Annotated in this window: 23 protein-coding genes; 12 read left to right on the top strand and 11 right to left on the bottom strand. The window is 40.0% G+C overall.

What is annotated here, in order from left to right:
• Nucleotides 1–95 precede the first annotated feature (95 nt).
• Entirely contained in the window at nucleotides 96–1,154 is a 1,059-nt protein-coding gene (locus H5186_RS09370; protein WP_182794397.1) for an N-acetyltransferase, read from the top strand.
• A 23-nt stretch (nucleotides 1,155–1,177) separates the two neighbouring features.
• Here the strand turns inward: H5186_RS09370 and H5186_RS09365 are convergent, their stop codons facing one another.
• From H5186_RS09365 to H5186_RS09355, 3 genes are all read right to left on the bottom strand, one after another.
• Nucleotides 1,178–1,693, bottom strand: coding sequence for an ATP-binding protein (locus H5186_RS09365; protein ID WP_182794396.1), 516 nt, complete (start codon nucleotides 1,691–1,693; stop codon nucleotides 1,178–1,180).
• 37 nt (nucleotides 1,694–1,730) lie between these two features.
• On the bottom strand, nucleotides 1,731–2,105 hold the full coding sequence (locus H5186_RS09360) for an ASCH domain-containing protein (RefSeq protein WP_182794395.1): 375 nt from the start codon (nucleotides 2,103–2,105) through the stop codon (nucleotides 1,731–1,733).
• 111 nt (nucleotides 2,106–2,216) lie between these two features.
• A complete protein-coding gene (locus tag H5186_RS09355) occupies nucleotides 2,217–5,384 on the bottom strand; it encodes a DUF3427 domain-containing protein (protein WP_182794394.1) in 3,168 nt (1,055 codons plus the stop codon).
• 1,991 nt (nucleotides 5,385–7,375) lie between these two features.
• Here H5186_RS09355 and H5186_RS09350 point away from each other — a divergent pair.
• The 5 genes from H5186_RS09350 to H5186_RS09330 all read left to right on the top strand — a co-directional run bounded on the left by H5186_RS09350 (nucleotide 7,376) and on the right by H5186_RS09330 (nucleotide 11,359).
• A complete protein-coding gene (locus H5186_RS09350; protein WP_145242858.1) occupies nucleotides 7,376–7,696 on the top strand; it encodes a helix-turn-helix domain-containing protein in 321 nt (106 codons plus the stop codon).
• The gene (locus H5186_RS09345; RefSeq protein WP_259400311.1) at nucleotides 7,680–7,967 is read left to right on the top strand and encodes a HipA N-terminal domain-containing protein; all 288 of its coding nucleotides are present in this window, start codon (nucleotides 7,680–7,682) and stop codon (nucleotides 7,965–7,967) included. Before H5186_RS09350 ends, H5186_RS09345 begins: the two co-directional genes overlap by 17 nt.
• Nucleotides 7,968–8,193: 226 nt before the next feature.
• Nucleotides 8,194–9,330 carry a HipA domain-containing protein gene (locus H5186_RS09340; protein ID WP_259400310.1) on the top strand — a complete coding sequence of 379 codons (1,137 nt, stop codon included), beginning with the start codon at nucleotides 8,194–8,196 and terminating at the stop codon, nucleotides 9,328–9,330.
• A 690-nt stretch (nucleotides 9,331–10,020) separates the two neighbouring features.
• Entirely contained in the window at nucleotides 10,021–10,419 is a 399-nt protein-coding gene (locus H5186_RS09335; protein WP_182794393.1) for a DUF6088 family protein, read from the top strand.
• Complete coding sequence (locus tag H5186_RS09330; RefSeq protein ID WP_182794392.1) at nucleotides 10,409–11,359, top strand: nucleotidyl transferase AbiEii/AbiGii toxin family protein; 951 nt, start codon at nucleotides 10,409–10,411, stop codon at nucleotides 11,357–11,359. Before H5186_RS09335 ends, H5186_RS09330 begins: the two co-directional genes overlap by 11 nt.
• Before the next feature lie 470 nt (nucleotides 11,360–11,829).
• On the opposite strand, the gene H5186_RS09325 is transcribed toward H5186_RS09330, so the two are convergent.
• Nucleotides 11,830–12,828, bottom strand: a complete 999-nt coding sequence (locus H5186_RS09325) for a YecA family protein (RefSeq protein ID WP_182794391.1) — start codon at nucleotides 12,826–12,828, stop codon at nucleotides 11,830–11,832.
• Nucleotides 12,829–13,152: 324 nt separating this feature from the next.
• On the opposite strand from H5186_RS09325, the gene H5186_RS09320 reads away from it, so the two are divergent.
• A complete protein-coding gene (locus tag H5186_RS09320) occupies nucleotides 13,153–13,863 on the top strand; it encodes a hypothetical protein (RefSeq protein WP_182760086.1) in 711 nt (236 codons plus the stop codon).
• Nucleotides 13,864–13,943: 80 nt separating this feature from the next.
• Here the strand turns inward: H5186_RS09320 and H5186_RS09315 are convergent, their stop codons facing one another.
• The 4 genes from H5186_RS09315 to H5186_RS09300 all read right to left on the bottom strand — a co-directional run bounded on the left by H5186_RS09315 (nucleotide 13,944) and on the right by H5186_RS09300 (nucleotide 16,595).
• Nucleotides 13,944–14,777, bottom strand: a complete 834-nt coding sequence (locus H5186_RS09315; protein ID WP_259398492.1) for an ABC transporter substrate-binding protein — start codon at nucleotides 14,775–14,777, stop codon at nucleotides 13,944–13,946.
• Between the two features lie 404 nt (nucleotides 14,778–15,181).
• Entirely contained in the window at nucleotides 15,182–15,553 is a 372-nt protein-coding gene (locus tag H5186_RS09310; RefSeq protein ID WP_145239878.1) for a response regulator, read from the bottom strand.
• Nucleotides 15,554–15,606: 53 nt separating this feature from the next.
• Nucleotides 15,607–16,149: a DUF6942 family protein gene (locus H5186_RS09305; protein WP_182794390.1), complete on the bottom strand. Its 543-nt coding sequence runs from the start codon at nucleotides 16,147–16,149 to the stop codon at nucleotides 15,607–15,609.
• Nucleotides 16,146–16,595: a YaiI/YqxD family protein gene (locus H5186_RS09300; RefSeq protein ID WP_145239874.1), complete on the bottom strand. Its 450-nt coding sequence runs from the start codon at nucleotides 16,593–16,595 to the stop codon at nucleotides 16,146–16,148. The genes H5186_RS09305 and H5186_RS09300 overlap by 4 nt, the downstream gene beginning before the upstream one ends.
• A 123-nt stretch (nucleotides 16,596–16,718) precedes the next feature.
• Here H5186_RS09300 and H5186_RS09295 point away from each other — a divergent pair, with 123 nt between their 5' ends.
• Nucleotides 16,719–17,255, top strand: a complete 537-nt coding sequence (locus tag H5186_RS09295) for a lipocalin family protein (protein ID WP_149981969.1) — start codon at nucleotides 16,719–16,721, stop codon at nucleotides 17,253–17,255.
• A gap of 301 nt (nucleotides 17,256–17,556) precedes the next feature.
• Here the strand turns inward: H5186_RS09295 and H5186_RS09290 are convergent, their stop codons facing one another.
• The 3 genes from H5186_RS09290 to H5186_RS09280 are packed head-to-tail and all read right to left on the bottom strand — an operon-like array spanning nucleotide 17,557 to nucleotide 19,840.
• Nucleotides 17,557–17,892, bottom strand: a complete 336-nt coding sequence (locus H5186_RS09290; RefSeq protein WP_145239865.1) for a DUF3325 domain-containing protein — start codon at nucleotides 17,890–17,892, stop codon at nucleotides 17,557–17,559.
• Nucleotides 17,892–19,499 carry a PepSY domain-containing protein gene (locus tag H5186_RS09285; protein WP_182794389.1) on the bottom strand — a complete coding sequence of 536 codons (1,608 nt, stop codon included), beginning with the start codon at nucleotides 19,497–19,499 and terminating at the stop codon, nucleotides 17,892–17,894. Before H5186_RS09285 ends, H5186_RS09290 begins: the two co-directional genes overlap by 1 nt.
• The gene (locus H5186_RS09280; RefSeq protein WP_182739995.1) at nucleotides 19,496–19,840 is read right to left on the bottom strand and encodes a hypothetical protein; all 345 of its coding nucleotides are present in this window, start codon (nucleotides 19,838–19,840) and stop codon (nucleotides 19,496–19,498) included. The genes H5186_RS09285 and H5186_RS09280 overlap by 4 nt, the downstream gene beginning before the upstream one ends.
• A 259-nt stretch (nucleotides 19,841–20,099) precedes the next feature.
• On the opposite strand from H5186_RS09280, the gene H5186_RS09275 reads away from it, so the two are divergent.
• From H5186_RS09275 to H5186_RS09260, 4 genes are read left to right on the top strand one after another with little or no spacing between them, the layout of a single operon-like run.
• The gene (locus H5186_RS09275) at nucleotides 20,100–20,462 is read left to right on the top strand and encodes a VOC family protein (RefSeq protein ID WP_182718230.1); all 363 of its coding nucleotides are present in this window, start codon (nucleotides 20,100–20,102) and stop codon (nucleotides 20,460–20,462) included.
• 46 nt (nucleotides 20,463–20,508) lie between these two features.
• On the top strand, nucleotides 20,509–20,883 hold the full coding sequence (locus H5186_RS09270; protein WP_182718231.1) for a VOC family protein: 375 nt from the start codon (nucleotides 20,509–20,511) through the stop codon (nucleotides 20,881–20,883).
• Nucleotides 20,873–21,463: a uracil-DNA glycosylase family protein gene (locus H5186_RS09265; RefSeq protein ID WP_182718232.1), complete on the top strand. Its 591-nt coding sequence runs from the start codon at nucleotides 20,873–20,875 to the stop codon at nucleotides 21,461–21,463. The genes H5186_RS09270 and H5186_RS09265 overlap by 11 nt, the downstream gene beginning before the upstream one ends.
• 4 nt (nucleotides 21,464–21,467) lie before the next feature.
• Nucleotides 21,468–22,223, top strand: coding sequence for a phytanoyl-CoA dioxygenase family protein (locus H5186_RS09260; protein ID WP_182794388.1), 756 nt, complete (start codon nucleotides 21,468–21,470; stop codon nucleotides 22,221–22,223).
• The last annotated feature ends 50 nt before the right edge of the window (nucleotides 22,224–22,273 follow it).

Below are 22,273 nucleotides of genomic sequence, written 5' to 3'. Positions count from 1 at the left end.
GAGCGTGTTGGTAGATTGAGTTTTGTAAAAACGGTTAACATTTAATGTATAAGTCAGCTCAGATTGGAGCAAAGTTAATTACTAAAGGAAACAATATGGAAAATTTAGTTGTACAAAAGTTTATGGATATAAATATCAATGATTCTTTTTTTGATAGCTTAAAAGCTGATTATGTAGAGTTCACAGCGTGGTTTGAGAGAAAAGCTGATAACAATGCACTTGTTCTCTATAGTGAGCAGGGATTAATCGAGGGTTTTTTATATTGTAAATTTGAATCAGGTCCGGGGAATGATACGGCACCTCTTTTGCCAAATGCTAATCACATGAAAGTTGGTACGTTTAAATTTAATCCTAAAAAAACAAGGCGTGGAGATAGATATTTAAAGAAAATTTTTGATTATGCTTTAGCTGCACAGCCTTTAGTTGATGACATTTATGTTACCGTTTTTGCTGAAAAACATAGTTACCTTGCCGAGCTATTCCAAAGATATGGTTTTGAGCATTATGGAAATAAGGTTACTGGTAACGGTACTGAGAGTGTACTTGTACGAAGATTAGATAAATTTCATGACAACGTAGATAAAGATTATCCATTTATAAACACTCGTGGGAATCGTAAGCACTTATTGAGCATTTATCCTGCATTTCATAGTAAGTTATTTCCAGATTCAATTTTATTTAACGAGTCCCCTAATATAGTACAAGACATATCACATTCGAATAGTATTCATAAAATATATATTTGTAAAATGGCTGATGTTATGAATTTTCAGCGAGGTGATCTCATTGTTATTTATAGGACTGGAGATGGCCAAGGAGCTGCAGAATATCGAGCAGTAGCTACATCGATCTGTGTAGTTGAGAGTGTCAGAAATATCGAAGAGTTTAGAACTGAAAATGAATTTTTAAGTTACTGTCTGAAATTTAGCATTTTTACAGAGAAAGAGTTAATTGAGATTTATAGAGAGAAAAAGTATCCATACATAATTAATTTTACTTATAATGCAGCTCTGCCAAAAAGGCCTATCAGAAAGCAGTTAGCTGATGATGCAGGGATCTCTCGGGATCAGTATTGGGGTGTACTTGAGTTAACTGATGAGCAGTTCGAGAGTGTAATAACTCTGGGCGAGTTAGATAGAAAAATAATAATGTAACCCACAATGATTGGCTATTGAAATTAACTTCTTTTTAGCCAATCGCTCAATCTTGAAATACTTTCACCTGATTTATGTTCATATATAGGTACGCTTAGTTTTAATGCAAGTTCTTTCGCTTTAGCTGTTTCTTTATGTTGCATTTCTTTTAAAATGTTTATATCAATACTATACCCATCTCTATTTTTAAGTCTCTCTTCTATTATGTTTTCGTTACAAGTCACATGGATGATTTTATAGGGATTTATTTTTGTGAAAATTGTGTCATCTATTTCGATAATAGAGTGATCTTTTGCTAATAAACAAAAATGCCCATCTAGTAAAAAATTAGTGTCTTTTAAAGTTGAAATACCATGTAATAAAGTCGTTTGATTTACTTCAGCCCTACTAACTAACTTATTGTTTTCTTTGTAATTTGAGTTATCTTTTATTATTTGGCTACATGAATGTTTAGAGAGACCAGTTACTGAACTTAACTGGGTACATAATGTACCCTTCCCAGCTCCATGTATACCTGATACAAAAATAATTTTTTTCAATTTAAAGGCCTTAGTTTTCTTAATGCAAAGTTGAAATTCAGTCAATATACTTAAATGATTGTGGAGCTTTAAAATTACTGTAGGTTAAGTATGGATCAACAGGGTGTTCGTAACGAATAAAATTTTTAATTTTTATAGCGAAAGCTGTATTTTTTTCAATAAAATAGCGGTCAAAAAATTCTTTAGATATACCCGAGCGCTCACTTGTTTTGTACCATAAATCTTGTGGAGGTAGCTCTATAATTTCTTCAATTTCAAACTCCCCAACTATTTTTCCAACAGGCATCGTTGAGTAAATTACGACGGTTTTTACCATAGGACGTTTAAAAACGGCTTTACGGTATTCAAATATTTTTTCGCCTGTAAATATTTTAGATACAAATTCTGGTTTTATAGAAAGTAATGCTTTCATTCATTTTCACTGTTTATTCTTATACTTACTATGGTGATATAAACCTTGAGTAAGAACTATAAATTAATTTCAATAGTATATATAAATACTGTCTTTTTATACAGACTATTATCACCCAACCGCCAATTTACCAGCCTCATGCCACATTTCACTTGGCATGGGGTTGGTTAACTCCCACGTTATATTCATCGGCTGGCTGCCGTTGTGGCTTTGGTATTTAACCTCGCCGTAGTTAACAAATCCCATAGTTCGGCCGTTTTCGTCTTTACCTTGTTCGCGCACGAATAACAGGATAGTTTTGCCTGTTTTTTGATGCTCAATATAGCTTAGGCCGCGGCCATGTTCTGGGCGGGCGCTGTTTTGTGTTTGCCAATGGAACAGGGTAGGGCTGATTGCGTAGTCGTGATATAGCGTAGTTGGCGAGTAGGTTTTTTCGCACTTATTGAGTGTTACAAATAACAGTTCTAAGTTCTGGTTTTTAAATTCTAAAACGCCTTCGCGAGCGGTCGATTTTTTATCAAACGTGTGTGCACCAAACGCGGCGAGTATTTGTTGGCGTGTGTAGCGGCTGTGTAATTTGATTGCGTGATTAGGTAAACACGCTAAATCACTTTCTTGCTGGTGAATACGGTTTATTAATAGCGTAATTACTTGAGTAAGCTCGCACTGTAGCTCTTTGTGTTTAAGTGCTTGTAAGCTCTGTTCGAGGGTTTTAAACCTTAAACTTGTGCCTGTGCTATCCCAAAAGTTGTAATGCGCCATAAGCGCGTACTGTTGGTTTTGTGGTGTTGGGGTAAAGCTAAAGTCGTTATTACATAAATCACGTAAAAAACATAAGTAACTGAGTGAGTTGCAGCCGAGTAATTGGGTGTTGATTGCGCGGTAATACGCGGCGTAAATGTCGGCTTGCTCTGCGGGTATTTCATCGCCTTTTAACCAGTGCCAGCCACCGAGCTTTTTATCTTTTGGTTTGTATATATCTTCAAGTGTGACTTGCGGGTTTATGCGTAAAAAGTTACTGAGCGTAAGGGCGTCATTGGTGTGTTGCGAGTAGCTATTTATCAGCTGCTGTAAACGGCGCTTAGTGTTTATAGCGTGCTGAATATTTTTTAATATTGTTTGTTGCGTACGCTTTTGTAGTTCTATACGACAACCTAGTGGTAAATGCGGGAAGTTGTTTTCAATCTCGGTTTTTATTGGCTGATTACTTTTACCAATGAGTGCGCGGAATTTACTGGCAAAGTCGTATTCTGGGCGCGCATTTCCTACAAAGTCGAGTACGGTACAGCATTGCTTTGATCTACCTAACGAAAAGCTGTTGTCGGGCAGGCGCAAACCACGGCCTAGTTGCTGCAAAAACAGCGTTAGGCTTTCCGTTGGGCGTAAAAATAACAGAGTATCGACCTCTGGAATATCGACACCTTCGTTAAAAATATCTACCACACACAGTATTTGTATTTCACCTTGACGAAGTGCTTGCTGTTTGGCCGCGCGTTCATTGGTGTTTTTACTGGTCAGTACATCGGCGTTTATGCCTGCTAAGTTAAACTTAGATGCCATAAACTTTGCGTGTTTTTGGCTTACGCAAAATGCCAACGCTTTTATATCGTGAACATTAGTCACTATATCAGCAAGGCTGGATATAATTTTGTTAGCGCGGCTGTTCTCGCCTGTATAAAGGTTACTTAGCTCGCTTATATCGTAACGGCCACCACGCCAAGTTATTTGGCTTAGGTCGCTATCGTCATCAAGTCCAAAGTACTGAAACGGGCATAAGTGGCGTTGGTTTATTGCCTCTGGCAAGCGAATTTCCGCGGCTATTACGCCACAAAAATCATCAAGGATATCAGCCCCATCTTGGCGCTCTGGTGTGGCAGTTAAGCCAAGCAATATTGTGGGTGTAAAGTGGTTTAAAATAGCACGATAACTTGTGGCTTTTACGTGATGTACTTCGTCTATCACAATGTAGTCGTAGTAATCACAAGTTAAATTGAGCGACTCAATTTGGCTATTCAGCGTTTGGATTGACGCAAATAATTGGTTGTAGCGCTGTGGTTTGTAGTTACCCACCCACAGCTCACCAAAGTCGTTATTTTTAAGCACACCACGATAAGCGCTTTGCGCTTGTTTGAGTATTTCTTCACGGTGGGCTACAAACAAAAAGTGTGCGTTTGGGTTTTTGTCGTAAACGGCTTTGAAGTCAAACGCTGATATTATTGTTTTACCAGTTCCCGTTGCAGCAACCACTAAATTTTTAAAGCGATCATGCACGCTACGCTCAACGCTTAGTTTTTCTAAAATAGCGAGTTGATGGGTTTTTGGCGTGATATCAAAATAAAACTGACTGCTTGCTTGGCCAACACCGCGTTGCTCGTTAAGTGAATTAATGAGCTTTTCTTTACATTCAGCTTTGCCAGTAAACAGCTCGAAATCTGGCGATTGCCAGTAAGTTTCAAAGGTGCTTTTGGTTTTAGCTATAATGTGCGGTATTTCTTGCGCGGTAATTTTTAAGTTCCACTCAAGGCCGCTGGTAAGCGCTGAATGCGATAAATTAGACGAGCCAATATAACCGGTATGAAAACCTGTATTACGCATAAACAAGTATGACTTTGCGTGTAAGCGCTCTTGCTGATTATTGTAACTAAGCTTTACCTCGGTATTTGGTAGGCCTGCTAAAAACTCAACCGCTTTAGCATCCGTTGCGCCCATGTACGAGGTGGTAATTACTTTGAGTTTATTACCACTTTTGGTAAACGCTTCAAGCTCATTTTTAAATATGCGCAGCCCCGTCCATTTTATAAATGAGACAAGCCAGTAAATAGTGTCGGACGATTTAATCTCGCGTTTTAGCTCGGTTTCGAGCGATATACCCGCATTCGCGCCGCTAAACAATTCGCTTTGTGTAAGCCCTGTTAACGGGAATATATCGTGTGAGTAATCTTTAAGATTTGCCGCAATGGGGTTTTGGGTATTAAACAGCGCGGTGAGAATACGCCCTTGGCTGTCGATAAGATTTTCATTGATCAGCTCGTCATCGCGAATATGATCTTTAAGCCAAAGTACAAGGCTGTTTGCGAGATTAATTTGCTCTTGTAAACGCTCGCTTGAATTAGGGATTGCATCGATTGCATGTTCAACAAGCTTACCTAAAAAGCGCGAAAGCCACGTTGCAGCCTCAGCTGATTCAAGCTGGCGTTCACCGACATAAAATTGATCGCGATTTAAGTTTTGCTTAATTACTTGTGTAATTAACTGCTCGTAAATACCAATCTGTTGCATTAAATCGCTCCCTGTTTGCGAACATTCAGTTTACTAAAAAATGCAATGTAAACAAGCATTAACTCACTATTGAATTAAAGGCAGCTGTTAAGATAATTCCCCGTGATCACACCCGAAATTAAATTAATGATGAGTAATAACAGCGCATGGATGCGCGTTAAGCTGTGACTTCGCCATGGACGGCGAATAAACAGCATTTACGTTCATATCATTAATTTAAATTGAGGAAATAGTGTGATCCTCGGGGCGCCGTGGGATTCCAAGGGGCGTACGGCGCTATGCGCCCCTTGGTTGCCGTCGCCAACGCGACATAACTAAAAATTTGCAATTAAAAACCAAAGCGCGAGGTTAACTCCCGCCTACAATTTAAAAGCTGCGCTTTTCGCGTCAGCAAGCTTAACGCCTACGGTCAACCTAAACGATGCTGTTAAGAAAACTCCCCCGTCATTTTGCCTGAAAAGACTCAATTGATGAGTAACTAACAGCATGGTTGCAATCAAAGCCATGACTGGCACATGGATGCGCCTTACACGGCGTTTACGTTCATATCAATTGTTGCTTTGAGGAGAGTGCAAAATGCTCGGGGCGCCGTGGGGTTCCAAGGGGCGGTCGGCGGTATCCTCTCCTTGGTTGCCGCCAGCAATCTGGCAAATACCTCGAATGAGGAATTTACAAAACTTGCAATTAAAACCCAAAGCGCGAGATAAACTCCCGCTACAATTCAAAAATTTCGCTTTTCGCGTCAGCAAGCTTAACGCCTACGGCAAAATTAAATACTGCTGCTAAGACAATTTCCCCGTGATCACACCCGAAATTAAATTAATGATGAGTAATAACAGCGCATGGATGCGCGTTAAGCTGTGGCTTCGCCATGGACGGCGAATACACAGCATTTACGTTCATATCATTAATTTAAATTGAGGAAGCAGTGTGATCCTCGGGGCGCCGTGGGGTTCCAAGGGGCGTACGGCGCTATGCGCCCCTTGGTTGCCGTCGCCAACGCGACATAACTAAAATTTTATGTTTTTTATTGAACATAAACGAGGTGTATCGCAGTTACGGAGTAAGCCCTAATCCTGTAATACACCCTTACCAATTAACTCATTTAACTTATAGTTAGTTGGACTACAACAATTAAATAAGTTAAATCAATAGAAACTCTCACTACTTTTTTCTTCTTAAAATGAATATCAATTTTCATCTACATCACTTATTAATATTGATAGTTAAAACGTGGCATCCAAGCCATTTTACTATCATTAATTGTAAACGAGGCCTCATGCCTAGCTACCTTCACCTATGATACTAACAAAAAAAATTGGGTGTCTTACGAGTTTGAAAATTTAGTCTTTTCCACTCTTAAAGTCATGTGTTTTCTGCAAGAGGTTATGCTACAAAAATTAAATTAGCAGGCATGGGTTTGTAAAATTTAATTAAAAACCAAAGCGCGAGATACACTCCCGCTACAATTCAAAAACTTCGCTTTTCGCGTCAGCAAGCTTAACGCCTACGGTAGTAAAAGGAGCTAGGATTTGCTCGTAGCTCGTAGCTCGAAGCCCGTCGCTCGAAGCACTTTTTATCTTCTCTGTGTAGCGCCGCGCCGCGGTGAGCTCGGTGGTAAAATTGTTTTTAAAACAATCACAGATCGAAAAAGCTGCTAGGTTCTAGGGAAGTGATTAGGTGCTAGGCTGAATTCATCGCCCGAAGCTCGAAGCTCGTCGCACGTATCCCGCAACCCTCTGTGGTGAATTGAGTTTAAAACAATCACAGCTAAAGCTGGTTCCTACGATTTCAACTTACCAGTTTTACGCTATAAACTAGTCAATTAAAATTTACTTATGGGTTTTAATTTAATTACAAGTATTCATAAGTTAAATGCATTTTACTTATGGTCTTGTTGATTAATTATTTAGTCTAAAAGTAAAGTATCGTTGACTTTTTCTTAAGGTATTCTAGAATTGGTTGTATAAGTAAACTATAGTTGACCATAAATGAGCGATTCCTCCGTCAAAAAAACACTCGGAAGAGTTGTTAAGCGTACTGAAATGCCTGAGCTTTCTAAGCCATTTTCACCCATGCAGCTGGCTAAAGCCATTACTGCAAAGCGAACTGGTATGAAGCTGACATTAGTGGATGTATCACAAGCGCTTGCTATTTCTAAGCCTACGCTAATAAAAATAGAAAAAGGTGATGTAACTGTGCAACTGCATAATGTACTAAAAGTTATGGAGTATTTAGGGTTGTCGTTCAGCCTTGTCAGTGATGATATAGCTCATAGCAATGATGAGGTGAGCGATGAACAGTGGTACTAACACCAATCGTTTAGATGTGTTTATCGGTCAATCGCAAAAGGTGGCTGAGATAACGCTGGCAATAGGCTCTGAAAATGAGATTTCATTTACTTATGAGGCTAAATGGATCAACGAGGGTTTTGCAGTTTCACCACATTTGCCACTCAATGGCGGTTTTGACTCTCGTGCAGTACGTAATTATTTGCAAAATTTATTACCTGAGGGGAAAGGCCTTGAAGAGATCATCAGTAGCACGACCATTTCTAAGAATACATACTCAAACTACCTCTAGATACGAGTTTCAGTTGGAATTAAAAGCGATTTAGGCAAGGCATTGATTGCAAGTAATAGTGGTTCTATTGTTAAAATCAATAACGCAGTATAAATTGCTTTTAAACCAACCCGCTGGGCGTTTCACAGGCACTTACTCTCAGCGTTGTTACTTCTTAAAAGGGACTGCCATTCTTGCAAAGTAACGCCTTGATATTAAGCTCCTGTGAAACGCTGAATTCTGCATCTTGAGGTGGTTTGAGTATACCCTTGGTTTAATTAAAGTTATTGGCGAAGAAACATCGGGTGCTTTGTCGTTTAGAGCAAGTAACCGTGCAGTAAAGCAAACATCTTTTCGTGAAGTAACGAATCACCAATTGAGTCAAAAGCTGAACCGTTTTAAGCAAGCGGGCGAGCCTATTACATTATGGGACGGGCGAACGAGGCTCTCTGTCGCTGGGGTTCAAGATAAGCTTAATTTACTCGAAATCGACGGCAGGCTAGGGTTTGGTGAAGGCGAATTATGCTCTAATAAAATATTTAAGTTTGAAACGGGCGCTGCGCCTTTCATTGCCGTAAATGAGTTATTTACTATGTTGCTGGCAAGAGGCGCAGGACTTGATGTGCCTGACGTTGAATTGCGTAGCTATGGTGAAATGCGGGCCTTTGTTATCGATCGTTTTGATAGGCGTGTTGTTAAAGAGCAAAACCGAGTGTTACGTCGTCATGTTATTGATGGGTGCCAAGCGACAAATTTGCCTCCTTCTTATAAATATGAGCGTCAGCACGGTGATCAGGGGGACGGTATTTATATTCGAGATGGTGTTTCTTTTCCTAAGCTCTTCAATATTGAAACAGTGAATCTGCAAGCGTATCAGGCGCAACTTATTCGCTGGATGACATTTAATATTCTAGTGCGTAATTATGATGCTCACGGCAAAAACATTAGTTTTTTTGTTGGTAAAAATGGTTTAGAGCTCACACCGTTTTACGATTTGGTAAACATAGAAGCGATTATTGAACAGGCGGGGATTGATTGTGCAAAAGGTGGTTCAAAGCTAGCTATTTCAAGGCATTATGCAATGTCGCTAGGTGACTATAATTCACAAGGCGCGGGTAATTTTAGTAATGAAATAACGGCTTATATGTTAGCTGATTTTGCTGATGAGTTTGATATTTCTCTTGCGCGTATGCAGCTACTGATGAGTCAAACAATTCAGTCAGTATTAGCTGCAATAACAATGGCTAAAGCGACTGCTATTGCAAATAATTTGTCTAATAGTGAACTAGAACACATCGGCTTATGTATTAACATTATCAATAAAGCAGCTGGCGAACTGAGTGAGCAGGTTGGGCTGTTACCAAGTATGAAAGCGTTTATTTAAGTTTCTTCGGTGTAGTGAAGTGAGGTAGTAAAAGGAGCTAGGTTCTAGGATTTGCTCGTAGCTCGTTGCCCGCATTATTTTTACCTTCTCTGTGTAGCGCAGCGTCTCGGTGGTAAAATTGGTTTTAAAACAATCACAGGCAAGATAAAGGCTCTAGGTTCTAGGGAAGTGACTAGGAGCTAGGGTTAATTCGTTGCCTGTTACCCATAGCCCGTAGCATTTTATCTTCTCCGTGCAGCGAAGCGCCTCAGTGCCCTCGGTGGTAAAAGTGGTTTTAAGATAATCACAGGCAAGATAAAGGCTCTAGGTTCTAGGGAAGTGACGAGGTTCTAGGGGATTGTATTCGTGCGTTGTATTCTTATTTACCCTCATTGTCTTCTCTTTGTGCAAATTGATTGTAAGTGATGTATTCACCACAGAGATTAAGAGGCGCTGCGCTTTAGAGACAGAATATAAAGACCGCGTCAGCAAGCTTAACGCCTACGGTAGTAAAAGGTGCTAGGATTTACTCGTAGCTCGAAGCCCGTCGCTCGAAGCTAATAATTTAAAAACAATCACAGTTAAAGCGCGCTCCTACTGGTGATAGATACCATTAAGATGATGTGATTACATCAACTAAGTGTCGTATGTTTGCATTGTTTAAATGTCGTATGTTTGCTATATTTTGTCTAAGCAACGAGAGTAATTAATATGACAATAGCAAGTAAAGTAACGACAAGAATAAATCGCTCTAGGCGTTATGTTTTTGAGCGCGCTGATTTTGCTGATATTGCAGGTTACGACCAAGTTGGTCGTGTACTAAAAAAGTTGGTTGATAGCGGCCAGTTGTTACGCATTGGTTATGGGCTTTATACCAAAGCGCGAGAAAATCGCATTACTGGCAAGTTAATGCCAGCATCACCTGCGGGAGCTGATGGAGTCATTTTAGAGGCTATTGAAAAACTGGGCGTTGAGTATCAATTTGATGAATTTTCACAACGCAGTCTTAATGGTGAAAGTTTACAAGTTCCCGCTTCATTTAAAATAATGACCAATAGTCGATTTAAGCGCAAGATTGTTGTAAATAATAGCGCTATCAATGCAAGTTGATAGCGGTTTATTTTTAGATGTAGCAGATGCTCTTGGTATGGGTAACCCTGCCATTGTTGAAAAAGATTATTACGTAGTTGCATTGCTAAAGCTACTTTCAGAGTTATTTTTTGATACGCATTTTTTAGTTTTTTCAGGTGGTACGGCATTAACAAAGTCAGGCATTAAAACTCATCGAATGTCTGAAGATGTTGATATAAAAATCATTCCTAAAGATTTAGCTGCTAACACCTCTAAAACTAAAAGAAGAAAGGCAAGGAAAGCGCTCCATTTACAGTTAATTGATGCAATTAATTCATATGATTATTTTTCTGTAGAAAATGCTCCAACCGTTTTTGATGAATATCGATATCAACAAATTGATATTCGTTATCCTCAAGCCCATTCAAAAGCTCCATGCTTACGACCGTTTATTAAATTAGAGCTTATAGAAACATTACTTTTTGATAATGTACAAAGCCGCAATATATCTTCTTTAGTGAACGAGATAACTCAACAGGCACCAGAAGTGCCGCTGATGGATTTTTCTAGCATTAAGAGTACACAAGCTGAAAAGTTAGTGTCTATGCTTAGGCGCACAGCGAGCTTTGCACGTGATAATAGAAGAGACGATGATCCTGCGCTAATTCGCCATATTTATGATACGTATTATATTCAACAAGCTGGATTGGCGAATGTTCAAGATGTAGTACCTTTAGTGCAAAAAGTCATAGCAGAAGATATTACTCGTTATGGTAATCAGCATGCAGAATTTATGGAAAATCCGATTACTGAACTTAGGTTTGCTTTAGGTGTATTACAAGCGAATTCAATTTATGAAGCGCGTTTTAATAAATATGTCGTGCCAATGGTTTATGGTAATCATAGCCTTAATTGGGAGCATGCATTTGATGTATTTAAGTTATATTGCGACCAAGTACTAAATAATATAAAGCTTTAAATATCGTCGCCAATGCTATATGTACGAATAATTTGCAATTAAAAACCAGACCGCGAGATAAACTCCCGCCTACAATTTAAAAGCTGCGCTTTTCGCGTCAGCAAGCTTAACGCCTACGGTGCTAAAAGGAGCTAGGTTCTAGGGAAGTGACTAGGGACTAGGGTTTGCACCAGCTCGCTGCGTTGTATTTTCTTCTCTGATTCTAAGTGATGTATTCACCACAGAGGTTAAGAGGCGCTGCGCTTTAGAGAGTGAATATAAAGACCGCGTCAGCAAGCTCAACGCCTACGGTAGTAAAAGGCGCTAGGTACTAGGATTTGCTCGTAGCTCGAAGCCCGTCGCTCGAAGCTAATAATTTAAAACAATAACAGCTAAAGCCAGTTCCTACGATTTCAATTCGCAAACTCACACAATGAGGCAATTAAGTTTATTACTTGCCTCACTGTGTGAGGCGAATAATGGCATGAACTTTATATATCAAACGCAAAGGTTTGCTTTAGTAACGGTTGTATATTTGTTTTTATCGCAATGGGTTTGCCATCTGCAAAGCGCTTAGGGTTTACCGTAATAAATCCCCAAAACTCTAAAAACCGCTCTATAAAACGGGATCTGATTAAAACACCTAACAAATCTTGTGGCTCTTTGTATTGCGTAGCTGGCACTTCATTTAGTAAGGCTGGGAATGCGGTGATGACTTCTTCAGTCAATTGCTCAACCGAACCGTGGGTTTGGATCCGCCATAGCATAAATACCCAAAAAGTGCGCAGATCGCAATTACTGACAAAGCTATCAAAATAGGCCCAATTATAGTGTGTGGTGGCAGCTTCAAGCATAGGTAAGAAGAATGCTTTAATTCCCTGTGATTGATACTGTTTTTGGGCGGTTTTTTTAACATGGAAACGGCCGCTCTTAAGGTAAATAATACCTGCAATATCTGCCAAAATTCGGGTGTAATGTAAGGCGTTAATTTTGTCTTCGTTACTACCTGCAAACTCACTGATACTGACTGGCTTTTCATACTCAGATACGGCAAACTCTGGGAGTAATTCACTTGCTTGCTTGGCTATTTTGGCTGGTAAATTACCTTTGGTTGTTGCTTTAAATGATCCTCCTTGTTGCATCGCTTCATCTAGTATTATCGCTAAGTAGCGCATCACAGGACTTGTTGTTAGCTCATTAGGTATACTTATTGTTACCCTTGCCAACTCATTAAATGGTGCTCTTAGCCAATTATCCATTTGATTGGCTGACAGGCCGCAAAAATCATCTAATGAACTATTGTTGATGCCTGAAATTTTATGTTGAGCTATCAGATTCATTTCATCTAGGCTTAAATCAGGGTTAGCCGCAATAGTGTGTGCTATTTCGTCAAATACTTCGCTGTGCTGCTTTGATGCGCTATCCATACAACAACGCTTATATTTTTTACCGCTATTACACGAGCATGGATCGTTTCTGCCTAACTTCATATGAAATAACTCTTAGTTTTGAAACTTTGCGTAATTCTAATCAATTTACTGACGTTGGGTCAAAGTAAGGTTTGCATTGATTTGATATTAGCAAACTTAAGTAGCTGGTTCCTACAATTGTAAAAGCGCTAGGATGTTTGCATAAACTCGCTAACTCACACAATGAGGCAATTAAGCAAGCTATTTGCCTCTACTAAATATTAGAGGCGACAACTATCCTGACACAGGGGGAGGTGAATGGTTGTCGGAAACTTCTAATTGAAAGTCTTGCTGCTAGCGTAAAAAATGCTACGCTATCCCTAATTTAACGACAGTGATGTATATATGATTAAAAGGATTTTATTGGCTATCTGCGTGATTTCAAGCAATAGCACATTGGCCGCAGAGCAGTATTCGCAATCACGGTGTGATGCTATTAAAGCCGAGCGAGAAAAAGTTCAGGATAGAATGAGGGCAGGGTATAAGGCAGCTGAAGGTGAGCGTTTACGCAGGCGCTCAACTGAGTTGTTTGAAATATTGGGTCGTCACTGCATAAGCCCAACTAATGGGAGGAGCTACAGTTCAGGTTCACGAACTTATACTCGCTCATCTGCGAATGATTTATTAAATAAAAAAGTTCATGACTCAACGGTCTATAGTAAAACATACGACAGTGATAGCAAACGACTGGCGTGGAGTAGCTTTTACCAATATCCTGAGCGCTGCCGTGCTAAAGAAATGCAACAAACTGACTTTGTTTGGTGCAGTGAAAATCGAGCTGAGCAGCGTGCAAAATTTGAAGCCCAGTGGCAAGCACCAAGCAAAGCAAGCGCGAATGTTAAACAGCCAACGGTTGTTTTATCTCAACAAAACACTACTGCAATACCCACAATTACACATTCGATGACGCTAACCCCAGTGTCAAAAGCTGATACCCGTTTGAATACAGTTGCTTTGGAAAAAGAAGGCTACAACTACAAAGTTTGGCAATTAGTGGCTGTTGGTTGTCTTGCCTTTATGGGAGTTTTTGGCGCTTACCGCTGGTTTAAAGATTAAGTGCAAACAAGTCGCTCTAAGTAAACGCCGGGTTAGGTTAGGCTTATTGTCACGTAAAGTATGAACTACGGGTTAACTCGTTACTGTAGTTTGGCTTGGGGCTGATAATCACCTTGCTCTAAACCTTTAAAGTAAGATTGGTAACGGCCGTTGTGCTTAAACTGTGATAAGTACTGATTAAAGGTGTTGAGCAGTTTTTCACTTTCGCTGTTATTTTTTGGAAATAGTAAGAAGCTTTTATTAATTAACAGGGGTTTGGGGTGGTGGCTAATAACATTAACAAGATCGGGCAGTTGGTGTTTGAGGGTAAAGTAGCCAACACTTTGCTCTTCAGCAAAGGCGTCGATACGCCCTAGTGCTAAACGGCGAAAGTTTTGCTCGGTATTACCTACCCGCGACATTTCAAAAGAGCCTTCGGCAAGGGCTTTATCAAACTCTGGGCCATAACTATAGCCAAGCCCACCACCGAGTAATAGGCCTTTTAAATCTGCAATATTTTGCCAATCAAAATGGCGCTGCTTTTGATAAAAAAACACAAATCGTTCACTGAGTACCGGTTCGCTATATAAGTAAGCAGTTGCTCTTTCGTCACTGAACATCCATACCGCAGTAGCGGCATATTTGTTATTTTCGGTATCGTGATATGCACGTGACCAAGGTAAAAATGTAAAGTTAACGGTAATGCCTGCTTCCGCAAATATATCGCGAATTAAATGCGCTACTACACCTTGGTAGGGCAGCGATTCACTGAGAAAAGGCGGCCATTCACCTGCGCTAAGTTGAATTGTCGTTGAGTCAATACTTTGCGCTGTTGGTACTGCTTTACTGGCGTTACTTACACACAACAGTAGTAACAGACTGGCGTTGCATATGTTGCGTAATCGTTTAGCTGTTCGCATTGTGTAATTTAGCATTTATGATCATGGTAAAAAAATCTGCATTGGTTATAAATTCCTCATTTATGATACTACAGTAGCGATCACGCAAAAGCGAATTAGTTAATAAACTTGTGTGCGGCTTATATGAGTTGTCTGATGAGTGAAACCTATCTGGTTGTGGTGTGAGGCGACGTTTAATTGAGTCCCATATCAAATTAGGGCAGTTAGAAGTTTACCCTAATTTTGAATATAACTGCCACTATAAATATTATTTAGTGGGCCCTAAGGAGCATTTTAATTGGCCAAAGGTAATCGCTTTTCAAGCTTGGTTATTATCTAGATTTCAGCAAGATGATGACGCACTTAAACAATGTTTAAAGTAACATTGCGTTGAGATTGACTAACTTTCTAACTTTCTAACTTTCTAACTTTCTAACTTTCTAACTTTCTAACTTCATAACTTTCTTTAACTGGCTATCTAACACATTTAAATTAAAAGGTTTTACAATAAAGCCTGACACTTTCGCGGCGATAATTTCTTTGATTGCTGTGGAGCTGTCTTCGCAGGTGATCATTAACACCGGGATTTCGGCTAACTCTTGGTCATCACGAATACGATTGAGTAAAGTTTTGCCATCCATTTTTGGCATATGCAAGTCGGTGATAACTAAATCATAGCCTTGGTTTTGTAATAAACTTAATGCTTGTATTCCATCAGTCGCTTCAACAATATCGTGATAATTTAGTTTTCTTAACATATTTATTAATACATGGCGCATCAAAGGCATATCGTCAACGACGAGGATTTTCATAAAGTTAAATTGTCCATAATATGCAAATTACCTTAAGGTTAGTTAACAAAGTCTTACTCTGCCACAAAACACTGGGCAACTAGCTGACTAAGTCGCGCTATTTTTATATTGCTAAGTTGGCGGTAATCAAAGTATGGACACACAATCAACTTGTTTACTTTATCGATAGCAAATTCTTCATCTAACCACTGTAATTGACACTTTAGGTGCCCTTGCTGAAGCAATGCTTTAGCATAGGTGCGTCCGGCAATAATATGCAAGGTATTATTGTTGTTTAAAACCGGAGGGCTAAAAAGTAAGGCTGTTTGACTATTAGGCTGTAGCAGTTGTTCATCACGATAGTGTTGCCAAGTCGGGGCGAGTTTGGCGAAGTGGTAATGCTCGCTAGGCAGTGAAAATAGCACTTTAGCATATACATTAAATACTTTACGCCAGCCATTACCACAGGCTTGGTTGATGCTGGCAATTTGTCCATCCACACATGACGTCACTGTACTTAGGTTGGTGTACTGTGGCATCGGTGGTACATTCGCTGTATACACAGCGACTGTAAAAGCTGGGTCACCAAAGCCTATATTACTTGCAGCCTTACTCATTTATTTTTAGCTAGAATGCGATCTAGATTATTAGCAAAGTTTTGACGATCACTTTGGCTAAGCGGTGGCGGTCCGCCGTTCATTTCAACGCCACTTGAACGCATAGTATCCATAAAATCGCGCACATTTAGTAACGAGCGAATATTTTCACTGGTATACAGTTCGCCGCGAGGATTTAGCGCTTGGCCGCCATTATCGATTACTTCTGATGCTAGCGGAATATCACCGGTGATCACTAGATCATTGGCTGCAATACGTTTGACGATTTCGTCATCAGCCACATCAAACCCTGATGAGACCTGCAACCGGCTAATGTATTTTGAAGGCGGAATACGCATTGCATGATTAGCGACTAAAATTGTTTCAGTTTGCGTACGCTCTGCGGCACGAAACAAAATTTCTTTGATCACCACTGGACAGGCGTCAGCATCAACCCATATCTTCATTGTTAACTTCTAATAGTTAGTAAAAAAATGATCCTAACCTAAGGCTTTTAGAACAACTAGTATTAAGTGAACTTTTTATGCTTTACTGCGTTGGTGGCCTAATTAACTATCAAGGAATCAACGATGAAAAATCAATTATTTATCACTCTTACTCTGTTTGTCAGTAGTTTACTGCTTGGCTGTACTGGCATGCCCGATAAGGTTGCACCAGTGAGTCCTTTTTCCATCGAACAGTACCAAGGTAAGTGGTATGAAATAGCCCGATTAGATCACTCTTTTGAGCGGGGTTTAGATAATATAACAGCGGATTATACAATTAACGATGATGGCTCTGTAACTGTGCTAAACCGTGGTTTTAATAGCGAGGAAAACAAATGGAGTGAGGCTCAAGGTACTGCGAAATTTGTTGATAGCAATGATGTTGGTCATTTAAAAGTATCGTTTTTTGGTCCTTTTTACAGCTCTTATATTGTATTTAAGTTAGACCAACAAAATTACCAATATGCGTACGTATCTGGCTACAATAACGATTATTTGTGGCTATTATCGCGTACCCCCACTGTGAGTGAGCAACGCTTAGCTGACTTTAAAGTGCTTGCGCAGCAAAAAGGCTTTGATACTGACAACCTGATTATGGTTAAACAGAACAGTACACCATGACTGTAAATCCCCTTTACAGTGATAGAGAATAGCTATGTAGGGCGGCTTGTGTAACTTTGACTTTGCTACGACTACACAGTAATAGGTTTTATTTTTTTATATTAAAAAGTAATTACTAGGTAATAAATATGACACATTAGAGGGATATTATGTTCCACATAGATTGATTGGCAATAGCTTCAATCAAGCTATTTGTAACATGAGTATCCCCCTACTATTTATAACCAAATCATTTGGATATAGGCAAACTAAGTTAGTTTGCCTTTTTTTTTTGCTCAGATCATATTTTTACTAACTAAGCTTAAAAAACAGTTAAAAACAGCCCACTGAGCATTACAACGGTGATATTTAAAGCAGTCATTATTTTTACCCAAGATGCTTTGAAGCTATAAAAAATCATTAATATTAAGACACTTAGCGCCATGTAACCACAAAATAGTAAAGCGCCGTAGCCGTTATGTTGTACAACACTCAGTACTAAGCTTAGTAAAATACTGATCCAAGCAGCGATCAAAAACTGTTTACTGAGTTTGTCGCTAGGGCGGGTTTTAAATACATCACGGTAATGATTAAATTTAGCCAAAGCAAAACAATTAAATGCCAGTAAACATAGGCTCAATTGCAGTAATTCATGCATTATGGTTGCTCCTGTAACTTAGTTTTTGCTGAACGGCGCGCCCGTTGTTGCGGTGTTTTAGCCGGAGTGTGAGTTGGTATTTTTTTGGCCTGAATTACAAATAAGGCTGCAAATATTAAGCACATTAAATCAAAACTAAACAACGCCCATTGGCCGTTTAGCAAGTAGCTTCTTAGATTGCCATTGGTGGTAAGAGCATTAATAACAGGCACGCTGAGACAGGCGATACCGTTTATCCACGCGAGTAAAATCCACTGCGGCCTTGCGCGTTTAAATAGCGCAAACAAAGCAACGGCTAGCCAAGTCACAAAGAATGCAAGTATTTCTTTATCAGCGCGCTCAGGGGTTGTCATAGGCAGTAACCGGTTGGCAATAAAAAATGCGCAGGTTGCAAGTGGTAAGCCCATTAATGTGGCAAGGTTTAACCCTTCTACCAACTTTAAGCCAATTGTAGCGGGTTGGTCTTTTTTCATGCGTTCGCGAATACGCTTAGCCCACATAATACAGCCAGTTGCTATCATTACACAGCCAGCTACGCCGCATAAAAAGTATAACCAGCGTAATAATGGGTTAGCTAAACGGCCTGTGTGTAGGGCTGTTAGCGAGTCATAGAACACTTCTGTATTGGTTAATTGGGCAGCAGTTTTAGCTATTAAGCTGCCATCTACACCGTTAAATAAGAAGGTGGGTGTTTGGTCGCGAACTAGGCTACCGGTGTCTGCACGGACTGTAATTGTGGCTGAGGCTTTATTTGGATCACGAATTGATATTTGTGTTAAGTCAGCATCAGGCCAGTTAGTATAAACTTGATCTAAAATAGTATCGATGGCTATTAATGGGGCGCTATCTGGGCTAGTTTTGGTGCGCACATTAGTGGGTGACACATCGTTAAATAAACCACGAATACCATCTTCGTATGCGGTCATTGCTGGATAGGGGAATAACATAAATATTAGCGTGATTAGGCCTGTATAAGTGATCATAATATGAAAAGGTAACGCCAATACAGACGATACATTATGGCCATCTAACCAACTGCGGCTGCCTTTATTGGCACGAAAGCTAAACATATCTTTAAAAATACGTTTGTGGATCACCACCCCAGATATCAGCGCTACCAACATAAATAAGCTCGCAAAGCAGACAATCCATCGGGCTGTGCGTACATCAATATAATGTAGGTCAAAATGCAGTCGGTAAAAAAAGTTACCACCTCTGGTGTCTCTTGTTTGTGCTATTTCGTCGCCTGTTTGTGGGTTGATATTGTGCTCTTGCCAACCACCAAAACGCTTCCCTTCAGGACGAGGCTTTTCATAAGCATAGTTAAGCTGCGGTTTTCGCTCTGTGGGCAAGTAAATTCCCCAACGCGTAGACTCCGAGCCTGCATTTTGTAGGTAATTAATACCACTGATAATTTGGCTACGCTGTTGCGCTACACGCTGTTCAGGCGCTTGTACATTGTGCAGCGCTGGTTGATTCCATAGCGTTATTTCGTCCCGAAAAAAACTCACCGTACCAGCAAAAAATATTAAATAGAGTAGCCAGCATACTAATAATCCAACCCAAGTATGCATCCAGGTCATGGAGCGGAAAAAACTCTCTTTCATAGCCAACCCTTTAGTAATGATAAGATCAGAGCACACCCTGAAGTAGTTAGTAAAATAGTGATCCATATTTTAGATAGTGACTTAACTGCAAACACCCAAATAAACACGCAGCTGTACACTAAAATAGTCAGGCTGATACTAAGCAGTACAGCATCTGATTTTTTCAGCGGTAAAATAATACTCAGTAACGCGGTAAACACGGCAGTAAAGGTATAACCACCAACAATGGCGGCAAAAAAGCGTGAGATAACAGCAAAACGGTAAGCATGGGCTTGATAAGCTTGGCTTAATTTAGATCTTATAGAGAGTGTTTGGCTGTTTTTGACAGATTGAGCGTGCATGATGATCCCTCAAAGTCCCAAATGGGGGCGAATAAAGAGGGTATTATATATTCTAGATACAGAAAAGATAGTGATTCGTATTTTCTTTGTTGTTTGTTCGGGTGATAGCGCAATAATACTCAGTATATTTACTTAGTAAAATGATGATCTGCTTTTATCATTTGCTGTTTTAATTGAAAAGTTCGCAAATTTTTCAACTGCTTGTATGCTTAGTGATTGGAAGGCTATAAGCCGTTACATTAATTTTTTAGGGAGTACTATGTCAGCACACAAAAAACTTAATTATGTTGAATTTGCCGCAGCAGATTTAATCGCCACTAAGGCATTTTTTAGTGCGGTTTTTGATTGGCAGTTTATTGATTATGGCCCTGAATATACGTCATTTAGTGCTGATACTGCTGGGCTTGATGGCGGTTTTTATCAAGCACCACTTAGCTCATTAACGCAACATGGTGCAGCTTTGTTAGTATTTTATAGCGAGGATATTGCGCAAACACAGGCTAAAGTAGAGCAATATGGCGGGAGTATTATAAAACCAATTTTTGATTTTCCTGGGGGCTGTCGATTCCATTTTACCGAGCCCAGTGGCAATGAATTTGCAGTGTGGTCAGAACATAATTGAACGCAAAAATAGATCATAATTTTACTAACTCAAGGAAATGAATTGAATGACAGATTTGAGTTGCGAAGAAATTAAAGCATTTGTACCAGCAAAAGATTTTGCGCTTAGTTGTGCGTTTTATCAGCATATGGGCTTTCAAATCGCGTGGGAAACCCCAGATATGGCGTACTTTTACCACGGAGACTGTAGTTTTTTACTGCAAAATTTTTATAATCCAGAGCACGCTAAAAATTTTATGATGCACTTATTAGTTGCAGATGTGACAGCATGGCATGATAAATTAACAAGTGCAGGGTTGGCGCAAAAATATAATATAAAAATTACTGAGCCAAGCTTGCAAGCGTGGCAAATGATTGATTTTGTTATTTATGATCCAAGTGGTGTGCTGTGGCGAATAGGGCAAAGCAGTGATGATGGCTAGCACCTTGTTAAAGCAAGTTAGTCAATGCGTGATCTGTGAGCCTGAGCTGGCGCTTGGGGCACGTCCGGTGCTGCAATTTAATCCCAGTGCGCGTATTTTAATTGCAGGGCAAGCGCCGGGGCTTAAAGTACACCAAAGTGGCATTCCATTTGATGATGCCAGTGGTAAGCGGCTGCGCGAGTGGTTAGGGCTTAAGCCATGCGATTTTTATGATGCAACTAAGGTTGCTATTTTGCCGATGGGCTTTTGTTACCCAGGTAAAGGTAAGTCAGGCGATTTAGCGCCGCGTAAAGAATGCGCACCTGCATGGCGTTCCCAGTTTTTAGCGGCACTGCCCAATATTAAGTTAACCATAGTGCTGGGTAAATATGCCCAAGCGTACCATTTACCACACACAAAACATTTACCCCTCACTGAGTTAGTAAAATCATGGCGTGAGTATTGGCCAGATGTTTTGCCATTGCCACACCCGAGTCCGCGTAATAATATTTGGCTAACTAAAAACCCTTGGTTTGAGCGTGATGTGGTGCCACAGTTGGCGCAAACTATTCAAGCAATTTTGCAATGTGAGGATGATTAGTTTGATGATCAATACCCAATTTGAGCAGCATGGCTTTTTTCATGTAAAAGGTTTTTACACTGAACGTGAACTTGTGCATGAGCGCGAAGTGATCAATTGTTTTCATCAGCAATGGATCGCAGATAATCAACAGTTTTATCAAACCAAGGCGGTTAATAGTGCCTATTTAACTGCAAATACCTATTTAGATGAGGCCCAGCGCTTAGTATTATTTAAGTTTATTGCCAGCCATAAGTTAATGGCTCAAGTTGATTCGATACTTGAATCAGCGGCCTTTATGAATACCCAGTTGTTTTTTAATCCGGTTAATCCTGAGCAAGAAAATTATTGGCATCGTGATATGCAGTACCATTTAAGCTTGGCGGAGCAGCAAGCTGCGCTATCGGGTCCTGAAGTGATACATTGTCGGGTTGCGCTTGAGGATGAGCCAGGTATTGAGTTAGTACCAGGTACCCATCGACGTTGGGATACCCCTGATGAGCTGGCAACTCGGTTGGCGATTGAGCACAACAACACCAGCGATGATTTAGCCACCGGCCATGTGATAGAAATGCAAGCAGGGGATTTATTAATTTTCTCGGCAAATATGATCCACCGTGGTTTATACGGTAAAGACCGCTTAGCGCTGGATATTCTTTTTGGTGAGCCACAGCCCCATGTACTGCATTTTGTTCAGGATATCTGTTTGCCTACTCCAGCGATGCTTTCGACATTAGAAGATGCCAGTGCCTTTGCGGTTACTTTGGCACACCAAGAATAACCGCGCTACATAGACCTGCCTAAAAACCACATGGGCTGCTGTAATAATCT

It is taken from the genome of Pseudoalteromonas sp. SG41-2, assembly GCF_014164535.1.
GTDB lineage: Bacteria > Pseudomonadota > Gammaproteobacteria > Enterobacterales > Alteromonadaceae > Pseudoalteromonas > Pseudoalteromonas rhizosphaerae.
Note: the sequence above shows the minus strand (reverse complement) of the source record. Positions and strands in the feature narration are given on the sequence as shown.

What these genes read in the sequence shown, in the direction of transcription:
- H5186_RS09315 (WP_259398492.1), bottom strand. Translation starts at nt 14,777, where the DNA reads ATGCTAAATTACACAATGCGAACAGCTAAACGATTACGCAACATATGC.
- H5186_RS09275 (WP_182718230.1), top strand. Translation starts at nt 20,100, where the DNA reads ATGTCAGCACACAAAAAACTTAATTATGTTGAATTTGCCGCAGCAGAT.
- H5186_RS09325 (WP_182794391.1), bottom strand. Translation starts at nt 12,828, where the DNA reads ATGAAGTTAGGCAGAAACGATCCATGCTCGTGTAATAGCGGTAAAAAA.
- H5186_RS09280 (WP_182739995.1), bottom strand. Translation starts at nt 19,840, where the DNA reads ATGCACGCTCAATCTGTCAAAAACAGCCAAACACTCTCTATAAGATCT.
- H5186_RS09355 (WP_182794394.1), bottom strand. Translation starts at nt 5,384, where the DNA reads ATGCAACAGATTGGTATTTACGAGCAGTTAATTACACAAGTAATTAAG.
- H5186_RS09330 (WP_182794392.1), top strand. Translation starts at nt 10,409, where the DNA reads ATGCAAGTTGATAGCGGTTTATTTTTAGATGTAGCAGATGCTCTTGGT.
- H5186_RS09360 (WP_182794395.1), bottom strand. Translation starts at nt 2,105, where the DNA reads ATGAAAGCATTACTTTCTATAAAACCAGAATTTGTATCTAAAATATTT.
- H5186_RS09345 (WP_259400311.1), top strand. Translation starts at nt 7,680, where the DNA reads ATGAACAGTGGTACTAACACCAATCGTTTAGATGTGTTTATCGGTCAA.
- H5186_RS09290 (WP_145239865.1), bottom strand. Translation starts at nt 17,892, where the DNA reads ATGCATGAATTACTGCAATTGAGCCTATGTTTACTGGCATTTAATTGT.
- H5186_RS09295 (WP_149981969.1), top strand. Translation starts at nt 16,719, where the DNA reads ATGAAAAATCAATTATTTATCACTCTTACTCTGTTTGTCAGTAGTTTA.
- H5186_RS09335 (WP_182794393.1), top strand. Translation starts at nt 10,021, where the DNA reads ATGACAATAGCAAGTAAAGTAACGACAAGAATAAATCGCTCTAGGCGT.
- H5186_RS09305 (WP_182794390.1), bottom strand. Translation starts at nt 16,149, where the DNA reads ATGAGTAAGGCTGCAAGTAATATAGGCTTTGGTGACCCAGCTTTTACA.
- H5186_RS09270 (WP_182718231.1), top strand. Translation starts at nt 20,509, where the DNA reads ATGACAGATTTGAGTTGCGAAGAAATTAAAGCATTTGTACCAGCAAAA.
- H5186_RS09310 (WP_145239878.1), bottom strand. Translation starts at nt 15,553, where the DNA reads ATGAAAATCCTCGTCGTTGACGATATGCCTTTGATGCGCCATGTATTA.
- H5186_RS09265 (WP_182718232.1), top strand. Translation starts at nt 20,873, where the DNA reads ATGATGGCTAGCACCTTGTTAAAGCAAGTTAGTCAATGCGTGATCTGT.
- H5186_RS09370 (WP_182794397.1), top strand. Translation starts at nt 96, where the DNA reads ATGGAAAATTTAGTTGTACAAAAGTTTATGGATATAAATATCAATGAT.
- H5186_RS09320 (WP_182760086.1), top strand. Translation starts at nt 13,153, where the DNA reads ATGATTAAAAGGATTTTATTGGCTATCTGCGTGATTTCAAGCAATAGC.
- H5186_RS09260 (WP_182794388.1), top strand. Translation starts at nt 21,468, where the DNA reads ATGATCAATACCCAATTTGAGCAGCATGGCTTTTTTCATGTAAAAGGT.
- H5186_RS09350 (WP_145242858.1), top strand. Translation starts at nt 7,376, where the DNA reads ATGAGCGATTCCTCCGTCAAAAAAACACTCGGAAGAGTTGTTAAGCGT.
- H5186_RS09300 (WP_145239874.1), bottom strand. Translation starts at nt 16,595, where the DNA reads ATGAAGATATGGGTTGATGCTGACGCCTGTCCAGTGGTGATCAAAGAA.
- H5186_RS09285 (WP_182794389.1), bottom strand. Translation starts at nt 19,499, where the DNA reads ATGAAAGAGAGTTTTTTCCGCTCCATGACCTGGATGCATACTTGGGTT.